This window comes from Methanosarcina mangrovi, assembly GCF_052057765.1.
GTDB lineage: Archaea > Halobacteriota > Methanosarcinia > Methanosarcinales > Methanosarcinaceae > Methanosarcina.
This window is the reverse complement of record NZ_CP195120.1, coordinates 3,657,843-3,674,720: the sequence shown is the minus strand read 5'-3', so window position 1 is coordinate 3,674,720 and position 16,878 is coordinate 3,657,843. Positions and strand designations below refer to the sequence as shown.

The window sequence follows — 16,878 nt, the reverse complement described above, 5'->3', positions numbered from 1 at the left end:
TGACTTTTCCCATATCCTATTTATAGGTCGAGTTTGGCGGCCATAGCGGCAGGGCAACTCCTGTACCCATCCCGAACACAGCAGATAAGCCTGCCCGCGTTCCTTACTGTACTGAAGTGTGCGAGCCTTCGGGAACTCTGGATCGCTGCCAAATTCACCCTATATTACTTTCTATTTTAAAATTGCTTTTTGAATTACTCTTTCTCTAAATTACTGATTTTATCTGACATTTTTTCTATTGTTTTTCTAAGGTTTTTGTTTATAATCTTCCTTTATTGGGGATATTGCCTGTTCCATCACCTTTTTCCGGTTCATAAAAGCGTTCCTATTTGAAGCAGATGTCCTTTTTAGGAACAGAAACAGAAAAGAAATATCTCAGGTACTGTTCTTCCTAAAATCTTTTTTATTCGGCTTATACTATTTGTTTTATCTCAATATAATCCATCCATCCTTTGATGAGTACTATAAGTATAATTAGCGGGAGGAAAGAGCGTACGTAAGGTTTGAGCCATTTAGGGAATTTGAAACCTATTCCTGTGTCAGCCTCTTCTATAAAACTCCTCCAACCCCAGCCGGAGTTTCTGGTGCAGAAGAACACAAAAACGAGGGCTCCTATTGGAAGAAGATTATTGCTCAGGATGAAGTCTTCAAGGTCCAGGATCATAGTGCCTTCTCCGAGGGGTTCAAATCTACTCAAGGAGCCAAAACCAAGAGCACACGGAAGAGAGAAAATAAACATACCAACCCCGTTTCTCAGAGCAGCTTTTTTCCGTTCCCAACCCCACGTCAATCGTGAAGGCCATAATGTTTTCGAATACTGCGATAACGGTTGTCATCGCTGCAAAGGTCAGAAACATGAAAAAGAGGCTTCCCCATAACTGGCCTCCTATCATCTGGTTAAATATGTTCGGGAGGGTTACGAAAACAAGGCCGGGTCCAGATCCGGCATCCACACCGAAAGCGAAAGCAGCAGGGAAAATCACCAGCCCTGCAAGGAGCGCAATCAGAGTATCAAAAGCAATGACACCCAGGGCTTCTCCTGTAAGGGGGCGTTCTTTTCCTATGTAGCTGCCAAAAATTGCCATGCTTCCTATCCCGAGGCTCAGAGTGAAGAATGCCTGTCCCATTGCAGCGTATGCGCCTTCCCAATTAAAATTCGAAAAATCCGGTTTAAGGTAGAAACTCAGGCCTGCAGATGCCCCGGGTAAGGTCACAGCTTTGGAGACAAGTATTAAAAGCATTATGAACATGCCGGACATCATGAATTTGCTTATTCTTTCAACACCTGCTTGAAGTCCAAGGGAGCACGCGAAGAAGCCGAGAATTACCACCAGAGTCATCCAGAAGATCAGTTCTCCGGTATTTCCAAGGAACGTTCCGAAAGTGGTTCCGATTTCTTCCGGGGAAAGTCCGTTGAAAGCACCTGTAAGTTCTTTATAAAAATAGGCAAAACCCCATCCAGCTACAGTTGTGTAAAACATCATCAGGATAACATTTCCTACGATCGCAAGGTATCCGAAGATATGCCATTTACTGTTTACGGGTTCCAGGGCTCTCATGGACCCTGCGGCGATATTGAGGCGTCCGGCCCTACCAATTGCGAATTCCATTACCATGATCGGGAGACCAAGTGAGAGCAGGAATGCCAGGTAGACCAGGACGAAAGCTGTTCCTCCATATTTTCCGGTGATAAAGGGAAAGCGTCAGACGTTTCCCAGTCCGATTGCACACCCGGCTGAAATAAGTAGAAAGCCTATCCGGCTTGCGAATTGCTCCCTTTCGACATTTTTCTTTTCTGACATCTTTTTCCCTAGCTTTCTCCATTGCACCGTTCTTTCAAGTCCGTCTCTCCGATTCCAAATCTGAGGGTTCCCAGTGATGAATTTCCGTGTGTTGAGTTATTTGCTATACAGGATAGTATTCCAGCTTTTATGTTTCTCTAATCCTGTACATAATCCTGTACAGATTGAGGCTATGCCGGGTTCTTCGAAGGAATATTCTGAAAAACGATGTCACATTTGCCTATTTTTCAAAATAATCGGTTTAGCAACTTAAAAATATATCCTTTTTGTATTCTTTTTTATATTTTTGAAGTAAAACTATATGCCCCCTCGATGGATAAATTCTTTATATTATTTGCAGCCGACACTCGAGGATGCAACATTCCTCTGAATGTTAATTCTTTACAAAAATGAGAATGAAAATTTTGTAAATATTACAACATATCTTCTATTTTCAAGGATAATGATGCTGATATCGTATATATTCTTAAAACGTTTGGATTTTTTTTCCGGATTTTTTTTCCGGATATCTGATGAAATGTGTTGATACGATTCTGATAAGATCTTTCCGGCAAGATCTTCAGGATGCTGTCTTCAAAATAATTTCTTTCAAGAATACGGCAAAATGGGAACTTTTGTAAAATGAGAAGTTTGTAAAATGAGAAGTTTGTAAAATGAGAAGTTTGTAAAATAAGGATTTCGTAAATGAGGACTTTATAAAATGAAAAGGAATCAGGCAGAAGAAAGTGCCACAATGGCTTCTGCCAGATCTCCGTTTGAGTTCTTCAGGGCTTTCCTGGCTTCTTCTTCGGAGACGCCGGTCTGCTCCATTACAAGTTTGATGTCATCGGCAGGGATTTCCAGAGATTTTGGGACTTCCTTTGCATCGCCTACAATCTGATATGTTTCCGAACCCTGGACTGTCATTATAGTGACGTTTGCGTTCTCAATAACTATGTTAGAGTCGGCAGTCTTTATAACAACCTCTTCAACATCCTTAAGTTCTTTAACATCTATCCCCATCTGCTTCATCATCTGTTTCATTTTAGCCGGGTTCATTCCCCGGCCTCCCACGCCTCCCATTCCTGGAAACATAGATTCCCTTCTCCTTTGTTTTTATTTTCTTATTTGCTTCTGCAGGTTCGGGTATTTTTCATACCCTAGCGCGGTTTTACTTCTATTTAGTGGCAACCGCCACAGGTTCCGCATCCGCCGGCACTGGGGTTGCGAATAAGGAAGCCTTTTCCATTTTCATCTTCAATATAATCGATGCTGCCGTCAGTGAAGCTCCTCTCAATGTCTTTTGCCATTACCAGCTTAATTCCGTTGCTCTCCATCGTCACATCGTCTTCGCTCACTTCATCATCGAGGGCGAGCCCATACTGGACCCCGCTGCAAGCTACTCCAGCAACAAAGATTCTGAGTGCAAGGTCAGACTTACCTTCCTGTTCCAGCAGTGTTTTAAGCTCTGCAGCGGCTTTTTCTGTTACTTCAATCATTTATATACACCTCTATTTATTTTTTATAACTTTAAAATACTGAAGACCTTAATCTTCTGTAAAATGCCATCCGTTACAGCTTACAAATAACTCCTCAGCGTTATATACTCTTGCATCGAATACATATAATGCTATGTGAGGTAATATCTCTTTTTTCTGGAGAATTTTGTCAAAGAAGTCTTCAAAAGGTAGATTGGAGATTTCCATCCTTTTAAAAATCCGTTTTCTACCAATATGTAAATATATTTTCTATCTTATATATTTTTCTTCTAATATTTTTTTAACATTTCTCTTAAATGAATTCGGCATCTTCATCTATGGGCTCTTCAAGCACGCTGGCATTATAAGCATTGATCTCGAGGGAATTGCGTCTACCCTTTACTTCCCAGACAGGAATATACACAAGCTCCATGTCGAGTTCTATTTCATCAGCTTTTGGGCTAATACTCTTTTGTTCGTAAATAATTGCCTGCCCTTCCAGGTTGTTAAAGCGCATCTCACGTGTATTTTCCTTTATAATCAAATCAAGAAGAACCTTTTCAGCCAGTTTTTTATCCACATTAGGGCGTTTTATCTCGTACTCCACTGCCGGAATCCTGGTTGGCATCCCAAGACCTTCGATATCCATGTTTTCTTTTGACTTGTTCAGAGCATTGAGAAAGCCGTTCCCTTCTCCCGTAATGCTCATAACTTTTGACCTGAACTTCTTTTCTGCTTCAACACTATAGGAATACTTCCAGAAAGGCACGAATTTCAATATAGCGTCTTTTGGACTGCTGAGATAGGGTTTTGCAATGATAATTGCCTGATCTTTCGAGATCTTGGGTTCTACGGATTGTATGTTCAGGACCTCGTATGACTCGACTCTGGAAACCTCTTCATCCTCCAGTCTCTTTAAAGGTTTTCTTTCCTCAACCGACTTTGGCAGGGTTCTGGGCTCAAAAGAGATTTTTTCTATTTCTCTCGAAACATCCTGAAGAGGTACAAGTCTTCCCCCGGAGTAAAGTTCCTGTCCAAAGTCACCTTCTTTTTCTTCCTCCCAGTTTTCTCCAGCGAATTCATAGACAGTTTCTACCTGTTTCTGAGTTTCCTTTGAAGGTATTTCGGATTCTGTCCGATAAGTACTCGATTTTCTTTCCATATTTGCCAGAACCGCCCTTCCGATCTGGAGAGCCAGCTCGTCCCTATCCCAGGTGTATATTCCGAGTTCAGCTGCATAGTCATTCAGTTCTTTCGAAATTTTCTGAGTCACCACATAGATTCCGGTACAAGCTTCTACTTTTTCGGAAAAAGATTTTATCTCCTCGTAGTCGGGCTTCAGGGCGCACATGACATAAGCCTGATGCCCATTTTTCTCTACAAGGATCTCATACTGGCTGGATATTATAACATTGTATCCGGATGATTTGAAGATGTCAGCAAGGATTTCTAACAGGTCTTGATTCATGATTCTCACTTTCTTATGTCCTGTACAACTAAAATAGTTTATGTTTACACAATTGAAATATAATTATCTTAAAACTTATTATACTGTATACTTCCTTCTATGTTTAAAACCCTCCTTCCGAACATACAACTATATAAGAAATCAAGTCCTAATCAGGTATGTATGAGTGGGATCAGGCTTGGAGCAAACTCTTTTTCTACTTATGAAGAAGGTATTAAAAAAGAATGGATTATAGGGAACGGATTAGGAGGATATTCTTCATCCACAGTCATCGGGGCAGGTACAAGGACTTACCACGGATTGCTCGTAGCAGCCCCAGAAAATTCACCCGGTAGAGTTCTGTTACTTTCTTCTCTTGATGAAGAAATTTCTACCAATGAAGAGGTCTATCGCCTTGCGACCCATAAATATCCTGGCACTGTTTCTCCTGCGGGCTTCAACTACCTTTCCAAATTCATTCTAGCTCCCTTTCCAATCTGGGTTTACCAGCCCGGTGTTTTTACTGTGAAGAAAAAGGTCTTCATGGTCCATAATAACAATACGACCTGTGTAGTCTATGATATCAAATCCAGAAAAGAGGGCGCTGTACTAAGAATTTTCCCTATGGTAAACTCCAGAGATTTTCATTATACTACTCACTCAGGGTACCTTTCCTTTTATCAGGAAACTAATGATACAGGCTTAAAACTGGAAAGTTCTAATGGTTTTTCTTTCTCTTTTTCGTCCAATCTCCAGTATCATCGTGATCCTATGTGGTACTACAATTTTGAGTATGATGCTGAAAAGAAGCGTGGACTTGCCTTCCAGGAAGACAATTTTAACCCCGGTTATTTCGAAAGCAAACTCAAAATGGGAACTTCTCGCTTTTTTATTGCTGTTTCAACCGAAGATATTTCTGATTTTACCCCTGAACAGGTTGATGAACTCTATACAAGGGAAGTATATCGGCAGAACCTTCTTGCTTTCAATTCCAGACTTACCGAACCCTTTGCCCTTAAGCTTCTCAGGGCAACTGACTCTTTTATTGTGAAAAATCCCTCTACAGGCGAGAGTTCGGTGATTGCGGGATATCACTGGTTTGCGGACTGGGGTAGGGACACCATGATTTCTCTGCCAGGGCTTTTTCTAGTTACTCACCGCTTCGATGAAGCCAGGTCCACTCTCAAGAACTTTTCAAGGCACTGCCGGAGAGGGCTGGTCCCGAATGCATTTCCGGCTCTCGGGGGGGAGGCAGTATATAATACAGTGGATGCTTCTCTCTGGTTTATTCATGCCCTTGGCCGATATTTCGCATACACAAAAGATTTACTGTTTCTCTCTGAGGTCTGGGATACTGTAGAAAGTATCATAGATCATTACCGTAAGGGAACAGACTTCGGGATCGGCATGGACTCGGATTTTCTTATTCGGCAGGGGCCTCAATTGACCTGGATGGATGCTAAAATAGAAGATACTCCAGTGACTCCAAGAGCAGGTAAAGCCTGCGAAATAAATGCCCTCTGGTATAATGCTCTGAAAACTGCTTCCAGAATCGGAGGTCTACTTGGCAAAGAAACTTCTTCATACGAAGCCCTTGCGGCCGGGGTAGCATCTAGCTTTGAAGAAGTTTTCTGGAATCCGGAAGCTAACTGCCTCTATGATCTCGTGTCCGAAGATGAAGCCGGGAATCAGGTTAAGGACCCATCAATTCGCCCTAACCAGATTTTTGCAGTTGCTCTTCCATATACTTTGCTCTCCCCCGAGAAAGAAAAGGCTATTGTGGACCGGGTGGAAAAGGATCTGCTCACGCCTTTCGGGCTAAGGACACTTTCAACGGAAAATCCTTCTTATAAAGGCCGCTATCAAGGGGGGCCTGAGGAAAGGGACCTTGCCTACCACAACGGAACCGTCTGGCCCTGGCTCCTTGGAGCTTATGTTAAAGCTTACCGGAAGGTTCATAATTATTCCAAAGCAAGCCTTGAAGATATGCGTTCCCTCCTGAAGGGCTTTGACATGCATCTTGAAACCGCAGGTATAGGCACTATTTCCGAGGTATTTGACGGGGATTTCCCTTACTCTCCAGGGGGCTGTATTGCTCAGGCATGGAGTGTTGCAGAGATTTTAAGGGCATATGTTGAGGACGTTCTCGGGATCAAACCGTGAGGACAGAACATTTGGTTTTTCAGAAGTTTTTCTAAAAGAAAATATTTTCCCTAAAAAATTTTGTCCCTTTTAGGGACATGAATCTAACTTATTTTCTTTTTAATTTTACTTTTTTTCAGGCTCATTCTGGCTTTAAGGATATGTTCCTTCTCCGGATGTGACGGTTTTGTCCCATGGGATTGTATGACTTAAACCGTTCACTGTAAAGGTAAATGTCAGTGTGCCACTTTTGTATTTTACTTCATCTGAATATACCATCACTTTTCCTGCCGCATTTGTTACGGCAGAATCCAGATCGCTGCTTGCACCGCTCCAGTAGCCTGAGACTGTTGCTCCCTCAACAGGATTATCACTGCTATCCAATATGGTCACGACTGCTCTAGCAGAAACAAAAATGTTTTTCCCGGCTGTTCTGGAACTGGTTTCAACACTCACGTCAGAAATATGGATTTTGTTTTCTGAAGAGGCTTCAGTAACTTCCACAGTAGCCGTGTCAGTTCCCACAGCGTTTTCATTGTCCGTTACGGTAAGGGTAACGGTATAGGTCCCGGCAGTTGAGTAGGTGTTTTCCGGATTCATGTCTGAGCTTGTATTTCCGTCCCCGAAGTCCCATTCATATGATACGATACTCCCGTCGGAATCAGACGAAGCTGATCCATCAAATGCTAATGCGGTTCCTGTGCCTCCTGTATACGGACCCCCCGCTTCGGCTACTGGTGGGTTGTTTACAGTCTGCTGGTTTTGAATAGAGTCAAGGGCAGCTGTTGCGTTCACCAGTCCATATCCGTACTCAGGGTCCCAGCCCGAAGTTCCCAGATCTGTCGCCGTGTTTTGTATCACAGCCCTTACTTCTTCAGGTCCGTTTGCTCCTTTAGCTATCAACAATGCGGCAATACCTGATACATGTGGAGTCGCCATGGATGTACCCTGGAAGAACTGGTAACCAAAGTCCGTAGGGTCCTTAGTTGTGGTGTTGAATGTATTCTGAAGGATTCCGTCCCCGTATCCGTCCCCATTCTGGTCTACCCTGATGTCTCCTCCCGGAGCTACGACATCCAGGGCCGAACCATAATTTGAATAGTATGCGCGACTTCCATCATATCTTGTAGCCCCAACTGCGATACATTTCTCATAGGCAGCAGGATAGCTTACCTTATTTCTCATGTCATTTCCGGCAGCAGCTACAATGGTAACCCCACTATTATAAGCATTATCAAGAGCAGCTTTAAGGACAGGATCTACTTTGGGAGTCTGATATCCAAGACTCATGCTTATAATATCTGCATCATGCTCAGTTGCATAGTAAATTCCATCTGCAATTTGCGCGAGAGTCCCACTGCCGTCACTATTAAGGACTTTTACGGGCATTATTGAGCAGTCATAAGCCACCCCTGCGGCCCCTATGCCGTTATTGGTACTCTGGGCTATGGTTCCGGTAACATGGGTTCCATGCCCGTTATCGTCGTTAGGGTGAGCATCGTTATTGACAAAGTCGTAACCTGAAACAAAATAGGTGTTCGCAAGGTCCGGAGCTACAATATAAGAGCCGTAATTTTCGTACGCTACACCGGTATCAAGCACTGCAACTACGACTCCCTGTCCGGTGGAAATGTCCCATGCGGGTTCGAGGTTTATGCCACCGACTCCGTTCTTGAAATTCCACTGGTATGGGTTATAATAAGGATCATCGGGCACCGCAAATGCGTAAATGATGGCGTTGGGTACGGCATATCCAACGTTCGGATTTTTGCTGAAGATCTCTACCATCTCTTCAACTGTTTTTGTAGTCGGGATTTTCAATATCTTGAATCCCGCGTAAGGGCTGGTGTAGGTTACCTGTGTCCCGTGTCCGGCATTGATACTTTTTATCTTTTCTTCGGAGGCTCCGGGATCGAACTTTACAAGGATTTCCCCGGGTACGTACTTCTGATCCCCGGGCACGTCGACAGTCAGCTTTTCAAAGATATCGTAAGATCCGCTGTCCGCTGTATCCAGTGCATAGACTGGAATAATTGACCCTATTAGTAATCCGCATAGCATCAATAGGGGCACAATTTTACTCCTAAGCCTTAAACTCATCCTTTCACCCACAGGTTTAATGAATTGTTACTATGGATCCTTTTTTGTTCGAAAACAAAGTGCTATACTTTGTCTTCTTTCATAAACTTTTAAGCAGGATGTAATATATATCTTTGTAAATTTTATTACTTATTTTACATAATTGGGATATTATCATTCTTTGTCAGACCCGGGTATTTATTCTCGGGATGGGAGACCTCTCTTTTTATACTAGTTTGGCAATCTATCCCCCATGATTGACTTTGATACCCTGAAGTATGAAAACGGTCTGATCCTTGCCGTAGTTCAGGACCAGATTAGCAGGGAGGTGCTGATGTGCGCCTATATGAATCGGGAAGCCCTCGAAAAAACTGTCAAGACCGGAATTGCCCATTTCTGGAGCCGGAGCCGAAAGCAGCTCTGGAAGAAAGGTGAAACTTCGGGGCATATACAGAAAGTAAAGGAAATCAGAATCGACTGCGACATGGACTCTGTCCTCCTGCTCGTGGAACAGGTCGGAGGGGCTTGCCATATGGGTTACAGGTCCTGTTTCTACCGAAATCTCGAAGGAGAGGTTGTAGGAGAAAAAGTCTTTGAGCCTGAGGATGTTTACTGAACCTTAATATTGCCTCAATATTAAGTCAATCTTGCCTAATATTGCCTCAATTATGTTTATTGAACCTTAATATTCTATTTTTTTCTATTTTTCATTCCCGGATCTTTTTTAACTTTATTTTTCGTCAGTCCTGTTTTTTTAACTTCGTTCATCTAAAAAAAAGCAGCAGAAGTTTTATTATATACTTTCTGGCTCTATATCCCTTTATATGGCTGATGAGAAGCGGATATGGAGGATCGTTCCGGATACCAGCGTGATAATTGACGGGAGGCTCTCGTCCCGCGTCAAAAGTGGTGAGTTCAGGGGCGCTGAGATTATTGTTCCCGAAGCTGTGGTATCGGAGCTTGAAGCCCAGGCAAACAGGGGCAGAGAAATAGGTTTCAAAGGGCTTGAAGAGCTTTCGGAACTTCGAAAACTCTCGGACAGAGGGGAGATTCATCTTCAGTTCAGCGGGGTCCAGCCCACTCTTGAGGAAATTAAGCTTTCTAAGGAGGGACGGGTGGATGCCCTTATACGGCGCACGGCTCTTGAGGTCGGGGGGCTATTCGTTAGTGAAGACCGCGTACAGTCTCTGATAGCCAGGGCAAAAGGCCTTGAAGTTGAGTACATACCTCCCAAAGTTATGGACCCGTCAGAGTTCGGTCCCCTAAAAATAGATCATTTTTTCACTGACGATACGATGTCAGTGCACCTCAAAAATGGAGTCTACCCAATGGCCAAGAAAGGTCCCGTTGGAAATGTGCGTTATGTACGGGTCCGGGACGAACCTGCAAGTTCCCAGGAGCTTTCCAGCATCTCAAAAGAATTTATTGAAAGGGCTAGGCTTGACCCTGAATCTTTCATTGAGATGTCTTCGAGCGGGGCTACGGTCCTGCAGATCCGAAACATGCGAGTTGCAATTGCCCATCCGCCTTTCTCCGACGATATGGAGATAACTGTTGTCAGACCCACGGTTGTTGTTGACCTCGAGCATTATCGCCTGAGCGATAAGCTCAAAGAGCGTATAGTAAGTCAACGTGGAATCCTTATTGCGGGTCCTCCCGGAGCCGGTAAGTCCACTTTTGCAGCCGGAGTTGCTCGCTATCTGAATGACCACGGGCAGGTAGTCAAGACCATGGAATCTCCAAGGGACCTGCAGGTGCCTTCTGAAATCACTCAGTATTCCCCCCTCAATGGGAAGATGGAGAACACTGCTGATCTCTTGCTTCTGGTCAGGCCGGACTACACTATCTATGACGAAGTCCGGAAGACCGGCGATTTCCTGATCTTTGCGGATATGCGCCTCGCAGGAGTCGGGATGATCGGGGTCGTGCATGCAACACGGGCAGTGGATGCCATTCAGCGCCTCATCGGAAGGGTTGAACTGGGGGTGATTCCGCAGGTCGTGGATACCGTAATTTTCATCGACAAAGGAGAAGTCGCAAAGGTCCTGGTACTTGCCTTTACAGTTAAGGTCCCATATGGGATGACCGAGCAGGATCTTGCAAGACCGGTAATTACCATTGCGGATTTCGAGACTGGCAAGGTCGATTATGAGATTTACACCTACGGAGAACAGGTTGTGGTTATGCCAATCGGGTCTCCCCGGGAAAGCCGGAAACCTGCCTGGAAGCTTGCTGAAGAAGAGATAAGGAATGTCATCAGCAGGTATGCAACAGGTCCCGTTGAAGTGGAAGTGACTTCAGATGAGAGTGCAATTGTAAAGGTTTTCCATGAGGATATGAGAAAGGTTATCGGCAAAGGCGGAAACGTCATTGACAGAATCGAAAATATCCTTGGGCTACACATCGACGTCAGGGAGATCGAAGCTGAGGCTCCGGGAAGAACAAAGGGCCTGAAACGCGGGGCAGAACGCAAAACTTTCCCGGGAAGAGCAAGGGAACCTGTGGCTGAAAAAGGTATTCCTGCATCCCCGGTCCATCCCATCATCGAAAGGACCAAGAAGCACCTTATCCTTGGGGCTCCCGAGCTCGCAGGAAAGGACGTGGAGATTTTCATCGAAGACGAATATCTCTTCAGTGCAACTGTTAGCCGGCACGGGGATGTGAAGCTCAGGATGAACTCGGATCTGGCATCGGAAATTATGGAAGCTCAGGACAGCGGAGACCTTGTTGAGGTCAGACCTATCTGATCTTCTCTCTTCTTTTTATGTCCTTACTTTTATTTTTATACTTTGTTTGTTTTTATGTTCTCTTCTTTTTTCATATCTACTCTTTGTTTTTCTATGTTTTCATTTTCTGTTTTTCCAACCCACTCGAATTTTTTAGATCTAAAGGGACATTTTCCGATTAATAAAGAGTTCCGTGTTCTTTCTTTTTTCTATTTGCACGTCATAGAACTTCCTCTATTTCTTGTCTCATTGTCAAAAAATTTATATACTGTAGGGGCATGATTTCATAGTAGAAACTTTATGGGTTGTGGTTCAATTGGGTAAATCATATCAGTTAGAGTCCGAAATCAGGGACGATTTGCAGGGAAGGATCGAGGTTTTTGACCAGAGTATCAGAAGTTTTGAAAAGCGGCTGAGAGCAGTTGAGCGCCGTCTATCCCTTGAAACACCTCAAACGTTGCAGGCCGGGAAATTTTTTTCAGGCATGTCCCCGGATTCTTTTCAGGAGGGGAACCCCATAAATCTTGCTGCAGGCCCTTCAGTTTCTCCACAGGGCATTTCTGTTTCTCCTGAAGCTTCTTTTCCTCTGTCGGGGAATTTTCTGCTTACAGACTCCGTTTCCTCACTGACCGAAGAGGATATTTCATCTTTTGCCTTCAGTGCCGTGCTCCCTTCTTCCGGAGCCTCAAACGTTTCCTCGGTTTTTCTTGACAGTTCCTCGGAAGTTTCCGGGATTAGTTACCGGGTAAAGGATCTGAGTGCTCTTTTTACCAGTCTTTCAGAAAGTCTCCATTCTCTGCAGGTTGCTATCTCCGAACTCTCCGATTTTGTGCATAAAAGCCTTGAGCCAGAGGTGGAAAAACTGGAGGATGGAGTCCAGGATATTCAATTCAGGGAAAGTGTATCCGAAGAACATATGCGAAAATTCGAGTCCCGGATTGAAGCCATTGAAAACCGGGATAGGTTTACCCTGGGCTCGATAAAAGTCCCGGTAGAAATCTCAGGAATCGCCGGGTCTTCCGTCCTTTTCCTAACAGGGCTGCTGATCTGGTCTGGACGTTGGGATATAATAAGGTCTCCCTACTTCTCAATCGGACTCGCAGTAATTCTGGCCGGAGCTGTACTTCTGAAATTTTACACGGTTAACCAGAAGCAAAAATCGTTAACTAACTGATAATTGGAATGCAAACTGATGATTGGAATGAGAAGGAAGCAATAAATGGGCGTGTAACGATATAAGTATTGGAAATAAGTTAGCAACAATTACTCGCTCATCGATAAAGTAATTATCATGGGAATTAAGGTTTTTTTATTCTGTCTTACGAGGCTTAATACCTCGTCATCTTTAGAAAATATTCCTCGCTAAAATCTCTATCTCCTGTTCTCATTACTTTTACTGCAAAGTAACCTTCGGATTTTCCGGCAGGCAACTCAGGATTTAGAACCTTTATTATGACATTTCCATCAGGGTTCGTGATGCCTGAATACGCTTTCTTTCTGTCCGGGCTCCAGACGATTACGTTTGCTTCTCCAACCCCTCGGTTTTCCCTGTCAAACACACTTATTTGCAGGCTAAAGTCAGACTCTTCTCCTCCCGAGGAGAGTGAAAGTGTGCTTATATTTGTTGTTACATACATGGGCTCATCAGGGGCAGGAGCAGCTGCAAGGGCTGAGAGAATCGCATAAAACCCGACAAAACCAACGATCGAAAGAACTACAATTCTAATTGGAAGCCCTACAGTCCCTGCTTCACTTTCTTTCAAGTTTTCAGGCAGCATATGTGGCTTCTCTCCAGCTCTGCATTATCGAGTTTTGATAATCATAATTACATCTTTTTTCTCGTAGTCATAGAAGCCGTCTGCAATGATTTTCAAGTCCATCATCCCGTCGTTCTGGTTCGGGTCAAGTCGGACTCGTGCATTTGCTGGCGTAGTCAGCACCGTGACTCCGTTGATGTCTGTTGTGTTTGAGGCTACCCCGCCGAGGCCGCTGAGGACAACATTTGCATCTCGAACCGGGTTCCCGTCGTTATCTGTTACCTTTATTACCGCTGATACGGCAAATGGGTTTTCCGCAACGGCAGCACTTACTATTATTGAGTTCCCCGGCTGGATGCTTCCTCCACCGAGTGCTGTTCCTTCAACAAAGACTGACATTTCCTTCGTAGGAGTCGGTATTATTGTAATAAGCGCCGCAAGGGCCACCATCCCGACAACGAGCATCACAACGATATTTATCGGCAATTCCATTGCTTTCTCATCATTTCTGAATAACTGAAATCCCTTCATGTTTTACCCCCCCCGTTTTAACAAGGTAAGTCCACCTCGTTACTATCAAACATTCTATGAATATTCAATCATTCTATTTATAACTTCTCAATATTTTGTCCAATCAGGTCATTAATCGTCAAGATGTTGTATAATTCTCAAAAAAATCTATATCTTTATATACTACTTTTTACTATACGCTTCTTACTATCGTATGACCAGCCTTACTAACTGCGAAGAAGGGGAAACAGGTTTTTGACTCAAGAATGTTCTGATGAGCCAAGTGAATCGGACCATAGACGAAATTTTTTGTGTCTTTTCGGACTGCATGACTGGAAACGAAAAAGCGGAGCGCTCTGTTGTATGCCAACAGTACTCGAAAAACGTTACGAATGTGTACGCTGTGGCAAGTACAAGGTGATTTTTGAGCAGGAGAAAAGGCCCTGTAATCTTTCTGCGGATCGATACTGACCTGAAATTTCTATATTTATATTTTCAGGTGTATTTTCTCATTTTTTCCTTTTCTCATTTTTTTCCTACGTTTTACAAAATCTTTGTTCGTAAGCTTAATCTATCTTAACTTTGTTTGTTAGGACTATGAAAAGAATCGTAATTATCGATTACGGGCTTGGAAATCTAAGAAGTGTTCAAAAAGGGCTTGAACACGTTGGGGCAAGTCCCGCAATCTCAGGGAACCCCGAGGAGATCCTTGCAGCCGATGGGATTATTCTCCCTGGGGTCGGTGCTTTTATAGATGCAATGAAGTGTCTTGTTCCTCTCAAAGGGGTTATCGCAGAATTTGCAGACTCCGGAAAACCAATGCTTGGGATCTGTTTGGGGCAGCAGGTTTTGATGAGCTCTTCCGAAGAAGGTGGGCTGACCGAAGGGCTTGACCTCATTCAGGGCAGAGTGCTCCGCTTCCCGAAGTCCGAACTGAAAGTGCCTCACATAGGCTGGAACAATATCAGGATCAAACAGGATCATCCTCTGTTTAAAGGCATTCCTGACGGTTCTTTCGTATACTTCGTACACTCGTATTATGTGGACACAGCTGCGGAAAATACCCTTGCTTCGTGCGGATACGGTCTGGATTTTTCAGCTTCTGTCGTAAACTCAAAAGGCAATGTTATGGGTACTCAGTTCCACCCTGAGAAAAGTGGAGCTACCGGGCTTAAGATTCTGAAAAACTTCGTTGAAATGTGTTGAAATATATTGAAAATATGTGCCTTACAGGCACTTCGGCTTTGCAGCCAAACCTTTATTTCTCGTTTTTTCGGCACTTAAGCTTAAAATCCGGGATATTTTACATCAAAATAGAGATTAATGCTTGAATTCCAAAATTATCTGCCCTGCACCTTTCAAAGCAGTGACAGATGTCTGCGAGAGGATGGTTACAATGGATATAGAAGGCTATGCAAAACGGGCTCTCAGGAAGGACCCTTCAAATGAAGACGGGCTTGAGGCACAGCTTGCTTCAAGAATTCTTGAAATCAAGAACATAAACCCAGAAAGGGCCCATGAGATTGCAGCTGCAGTTATTTGTGAAGCAAAAGCAACTCTTCACACGGAAGGGGATGTATTAAGTCCCACTCTCTCAGGGGTTTCCATGGGAGAGTTCGGAGTAGGTTCGAGGGGCACAGGGGACTTTTACGTTCATTCCAAGCTGGGGGAGGTCATAGGCCAGACCGGGGCAGTAGTTGACAGCGCCCAGCTTGACGACTCAGGGGTTGTAAAAATAGGGGACGAATACCTGGTTGTTACGATTGATGGCATTCACTCCCGCCTGAGTGATTTTCCCTTCCTTTCGGGTTTCCATGTAGCAAGGGCAGCCCTGCGTGATGTGTATTCAATGGGCTCCCGCCCTCTTGCCATGCTTTCAGACATCCATATCGCAGACGATGGAGATGTGGCAAAGATCTTCGACCACATTGCAGGAATCACCACAGTTTCAGAGCTAACCGGAATCCCCCTTATTACCGGAAGCACTCTCCGGATAGGCGGGGACATGGTCATAGGTGAAAGGATGACAGGAGGCGTGGGAGCTGTTGGCATTACGTCTTCTCTTACTTCACGCAACCAGACCAGACCAGGAGACCTTATCCTTATGACAGAAGGTGCAGGCGGAGGTACGATTTCCACAACTGCACTCTATTATGGGATGCATGACGTGGTGGAGGAGACCATTAACATCCGTTTTCTGGAAGCCTGCGAAGCTCTCCTTCAGTCCGGCCTGTACAAAAAAGTCCACTCCATGACCGATGTCACCAACGGTGGAATCCGCGGGGATGCCCGGGAAATCTCAAAGACTGCAAAAGTAAAAATGGTCTTTGAAGAAGAAAGAATAAGAGCCCTTGTTAACCCAAAGGTGCTTTCCATGCTTGAGACCCTCAAAATCGATTATCTCGGCGTATCTCTTGATGCTTTGCTGGTTATTGCCCCTCCTGAACATGTCGAAGAAATTCTTGAAACAGTTCGGGCTGCCGGGGTTGAGATTGATATCATAGGGCGTGTGGAAGACGGAATCGGGGCTGAAATTATTGTCAACGGCGAGACCAGGGACTTTGCGCCCAGGTTCAGAGAATCTGCTTATACTCCTGTCAAAAAGGTTCATGGGGAAGAGAACCCGCGTGATTTCGAAGAGATGAGGGATGCAATTGACAGGGCAGCCGAAGAAGCCATCAGTAAAAAGCAGAGGGTTCTTGAAAAAATAAAAGCCAGAAAGGAATTTTAAAACCGGTAAGAGATCCGGAAAAATAACTCTGGAAAAATAACTCTGGAAAAATAACTCTGGAAAAATAACTCTGGAAAAATAACTCTGGAAAAATAACTCTGGAAAAATAACTCTGGAAAAATAACTCTGGAAAAATAACTCTGGAAAAATAACTCTGGAAAAATAACTCTGGAAAAATAACTCTGGAAAAATAACTCTGGAAAAATAACTCTGGAAAAAGAAAAAGC

15 protein-coding genes and 1 rRNA gene are annotated in these 16,878 nt (G+C 44.0%); 7 read left to right on the top strand and 9 right to left on the bottom strand.

Annotation, left to right across the window (positions count from 1 at the left end; genetic code table 11):
* The first annotated feature begins 32 nt into the window (after window positions 1-32).
* Window positions 33-154: ribosomal RNA gene (rrf, locus tag ACSAZL_RS16285) — 5S ribosomal RNA — on the top strand.
* 258 nt (window positions 155-412) lie between these two features.
* Here the strand turns inward: rrf and ACSAZL_RS16280 are convergent.
* The 6 genes from ACSAZL_RS16280 to ACSAZL_RS16255 all read right to left on the bottom strand — a co-directional run bounded on the left by ACSAZL_RS16280 (window position 413) and on the right by ACSAZL_RS16255 (window position 4,727).
* Window positions 413-664, bottom strand: a complete 252-nt coding sequence (locus ACSAZL_RS16280; protein WP_440945650.1) for a hypothetical protein — start codon at window positions 662-664, stop codon at window positions 413-415.
* 25 nt (window positions 665-689) lie between these two features.
* Window positions 690-1,649, bottom strand: coding sequence for a sodium-dependent transporter (locus tag ACSAZL_RS16275; protein ID WP_440948880.1), 960 nt, complete (start codon window positions 1,647-1,649; stop codon window positions 690-692).
* An 864-nt stretch (window positions 1,650-2,513) separates the two neighbouring features.
* Window positions 2,514-2,876, bottom strand: a complete 363-nt coding sequence (locus tag ACSAZL_RS16270; protein ID WP_440945649.1) for a nascent polypeptide-associated complex protein — start codon at window positions 2,874-2,876, stop codon at window positions 2,514-2,516.
* 86 nt (window positions 2,877-2,962) lie between these two features.
* Window positions 2,963-3,280 carry a HesB/IscA family protein gene (locus tag ACSAZL_RS16265; RefSeq protein ID WP_440945648.1) on the bottom strand — a complete coding sequence of 106 codons (318 nt, stop codon included), beginning with the start codon at window positions 3,278-3,280 and terminating at the stop codon, window positions 2,963-2,965.
* A 48-nt stretch (window positions 3,281-3,328) separates the two neighbouring features.
* Entirely contained in the window at window positions 3,329-3,487 is a 159-nt protein-coding gene (locus ACSAZL_RS16260) for a hypothetical protein (RefSeq protein ID WP_440945647.1), read from the bottom strand.
* A gap of 85 nt (window positions 3,488-3,572) precedes the next feature.
* Complete coding sequence (locus ACSAZL_RS16255) at window positions 3,573-4,727, bottom strand: hypothetical protein (protein WP_440948879.1); 1,155 nt, start codon at window positions 4,725-4,727, stop codon at window positions 3,573-3,575.
* A gap of 162 nt (window positions 4,728-4,889) precedes the next feature.
* Here ACSAZL_RS16255 and ACSAZL_RS16250 point away from each other — a divergent pair, with 162 nt between their 5' ends.
* On the top strand, window positions 4,890-6,869 hold the full coding sequence (locus ACSAZL_RS16250; protein ID WP_440945646.1) for an amylo-alpha-1,6-glucosidase: 1,980 nt from the start codon (window positions 4,890-4,892) through the stop codon (window positions 6,867-6,869).
* Window positions 6,870-7,001: 132 nt separating this feature from the next.
* Here the strand turns inward: ACSAZL_RS16250 and ACSAZL_RS16245 are convergent, their stop codons facing one another.
* Window positions 7,002-8,921, bottom strand: a complete 1,920-nt coding sequence (locus ACSAZL_RS16245) for a S8 family serine peptidase (RefSeq protein WP_440945645.1) — start codon at window positions 8,919-8,921, stop codon at window positions 7,002-7,004.
* 259 nt (window positions 8,922-9,180) lie between these two features.
* On the opposite strand from ACSAZL_RS16245, the gene hisI reads away from it, so the two are divergent.
* The 3 genes from hisI to ACSAZL_RS16230 all read left to right on the top strand — a co-directional run bounded on the left by hisI (window position 9,181) and on the right by ACSAZL_RS16230 (window position 12,827).
* Window positions 9,181-9,543, top strand: a complete 363-nt coding sequence (gene hisI / locus ACSAZL_RS16240; RefSeq protein ID WP_440945644.1) for a phosphoribosyl-AMP cyclohydrolase — start codon at window positions 9,181-9,183, stop codon at window positions 9,541-9,543.
* 208 nt (window positions 9,544-9,751) lie between these two features.
* The gene (locus ACSAZL_RS16235; protein WP_440945643.1) at window positions 9,752-11,674 is read left to right on the top strand and encodes a PINc/VapC family ATPase; all 1,923 of its coding nucleotides are present in this window, start codon (window positions 9,752-9,754) and stop codon (window positions 11,672-11,674) included.
* Between the two features lie 286 nt (window positions 11,675-11,960).
* Complete coding sequence (locus ACSAZL_RS16230) at window positions 11,961-12,827, top strand: hypothetical protein (protein ID WP_440945642.1); 867 nt, start codon at window positions 11,961-11,963, stop codon at window positions 12,825-12,827.
* Window positions 12,828-12,981: 154 nt separating this feature from the next.
* Here ACSAZL_RS16230 and ACSAZL_RS16225 read toward each other — a convergent pair whose 3' ends face one another.
* The gene (locus ACSAZL_RS16225; RefSeq protein ID WP_440945641.1) at window positions 12,982-13,431 is read right to left on the bottom strand and encodes a hypothetical protein; all 450 of its coding nucleotides are present in this window, start codon (window positions 13,429-13,431) and stop codon (window positions 12,982-12,984) included.
* A 24-nt stretch (window positions 13,432-13,455) separates the two neighbouring features.
* Window positions 13,456-13,941, bottom strand: a complete 486-nt coding sequence (locus ACSAZL_RS16220) for a carboxypeptidase regulatory-like domain-containing protein (protein ID WP_440945640.1) — start codon at window positions 13,939-13,941, stop codon at window positions 13,456-13,458.
* A 576-nt stretch (window positions 13,942-14,517) separates the two neighbouring features.
* Between ACSAZL_RS16220 and hisH the strand changes: the two genes are divergently transcribed.
* Both hisH and ACSAZL_RS16210 read left to right on the top strand, forming a co-directional pair.
* Window positions 14,518-15,126 (top strand): imidazole glycerol phosphate synthase subunit HisH, encoded by a 609-nt coding sequence (gene hisH / locus ACSAZL_RS16215; protein WP_440945639.1) that lies wholly within the window; start codon window positions 14,518-14,520, stop codon window positions 15,124-15,126.
* A 190-nt stretch (window positions 15,127-15,316) separates the two neighbouring features.
* Entirely contained in the window at window positions 15,317-16,651 is a 1,335-nt protein-coding gene (locus tag ACSAZL_RS16210; RefSeq protein WP_440948878.1) for an AIR synthase-related protein, read from the top strand.
* Window positions 16,652-16,878 lie beyond the last annotated feature (227 nt).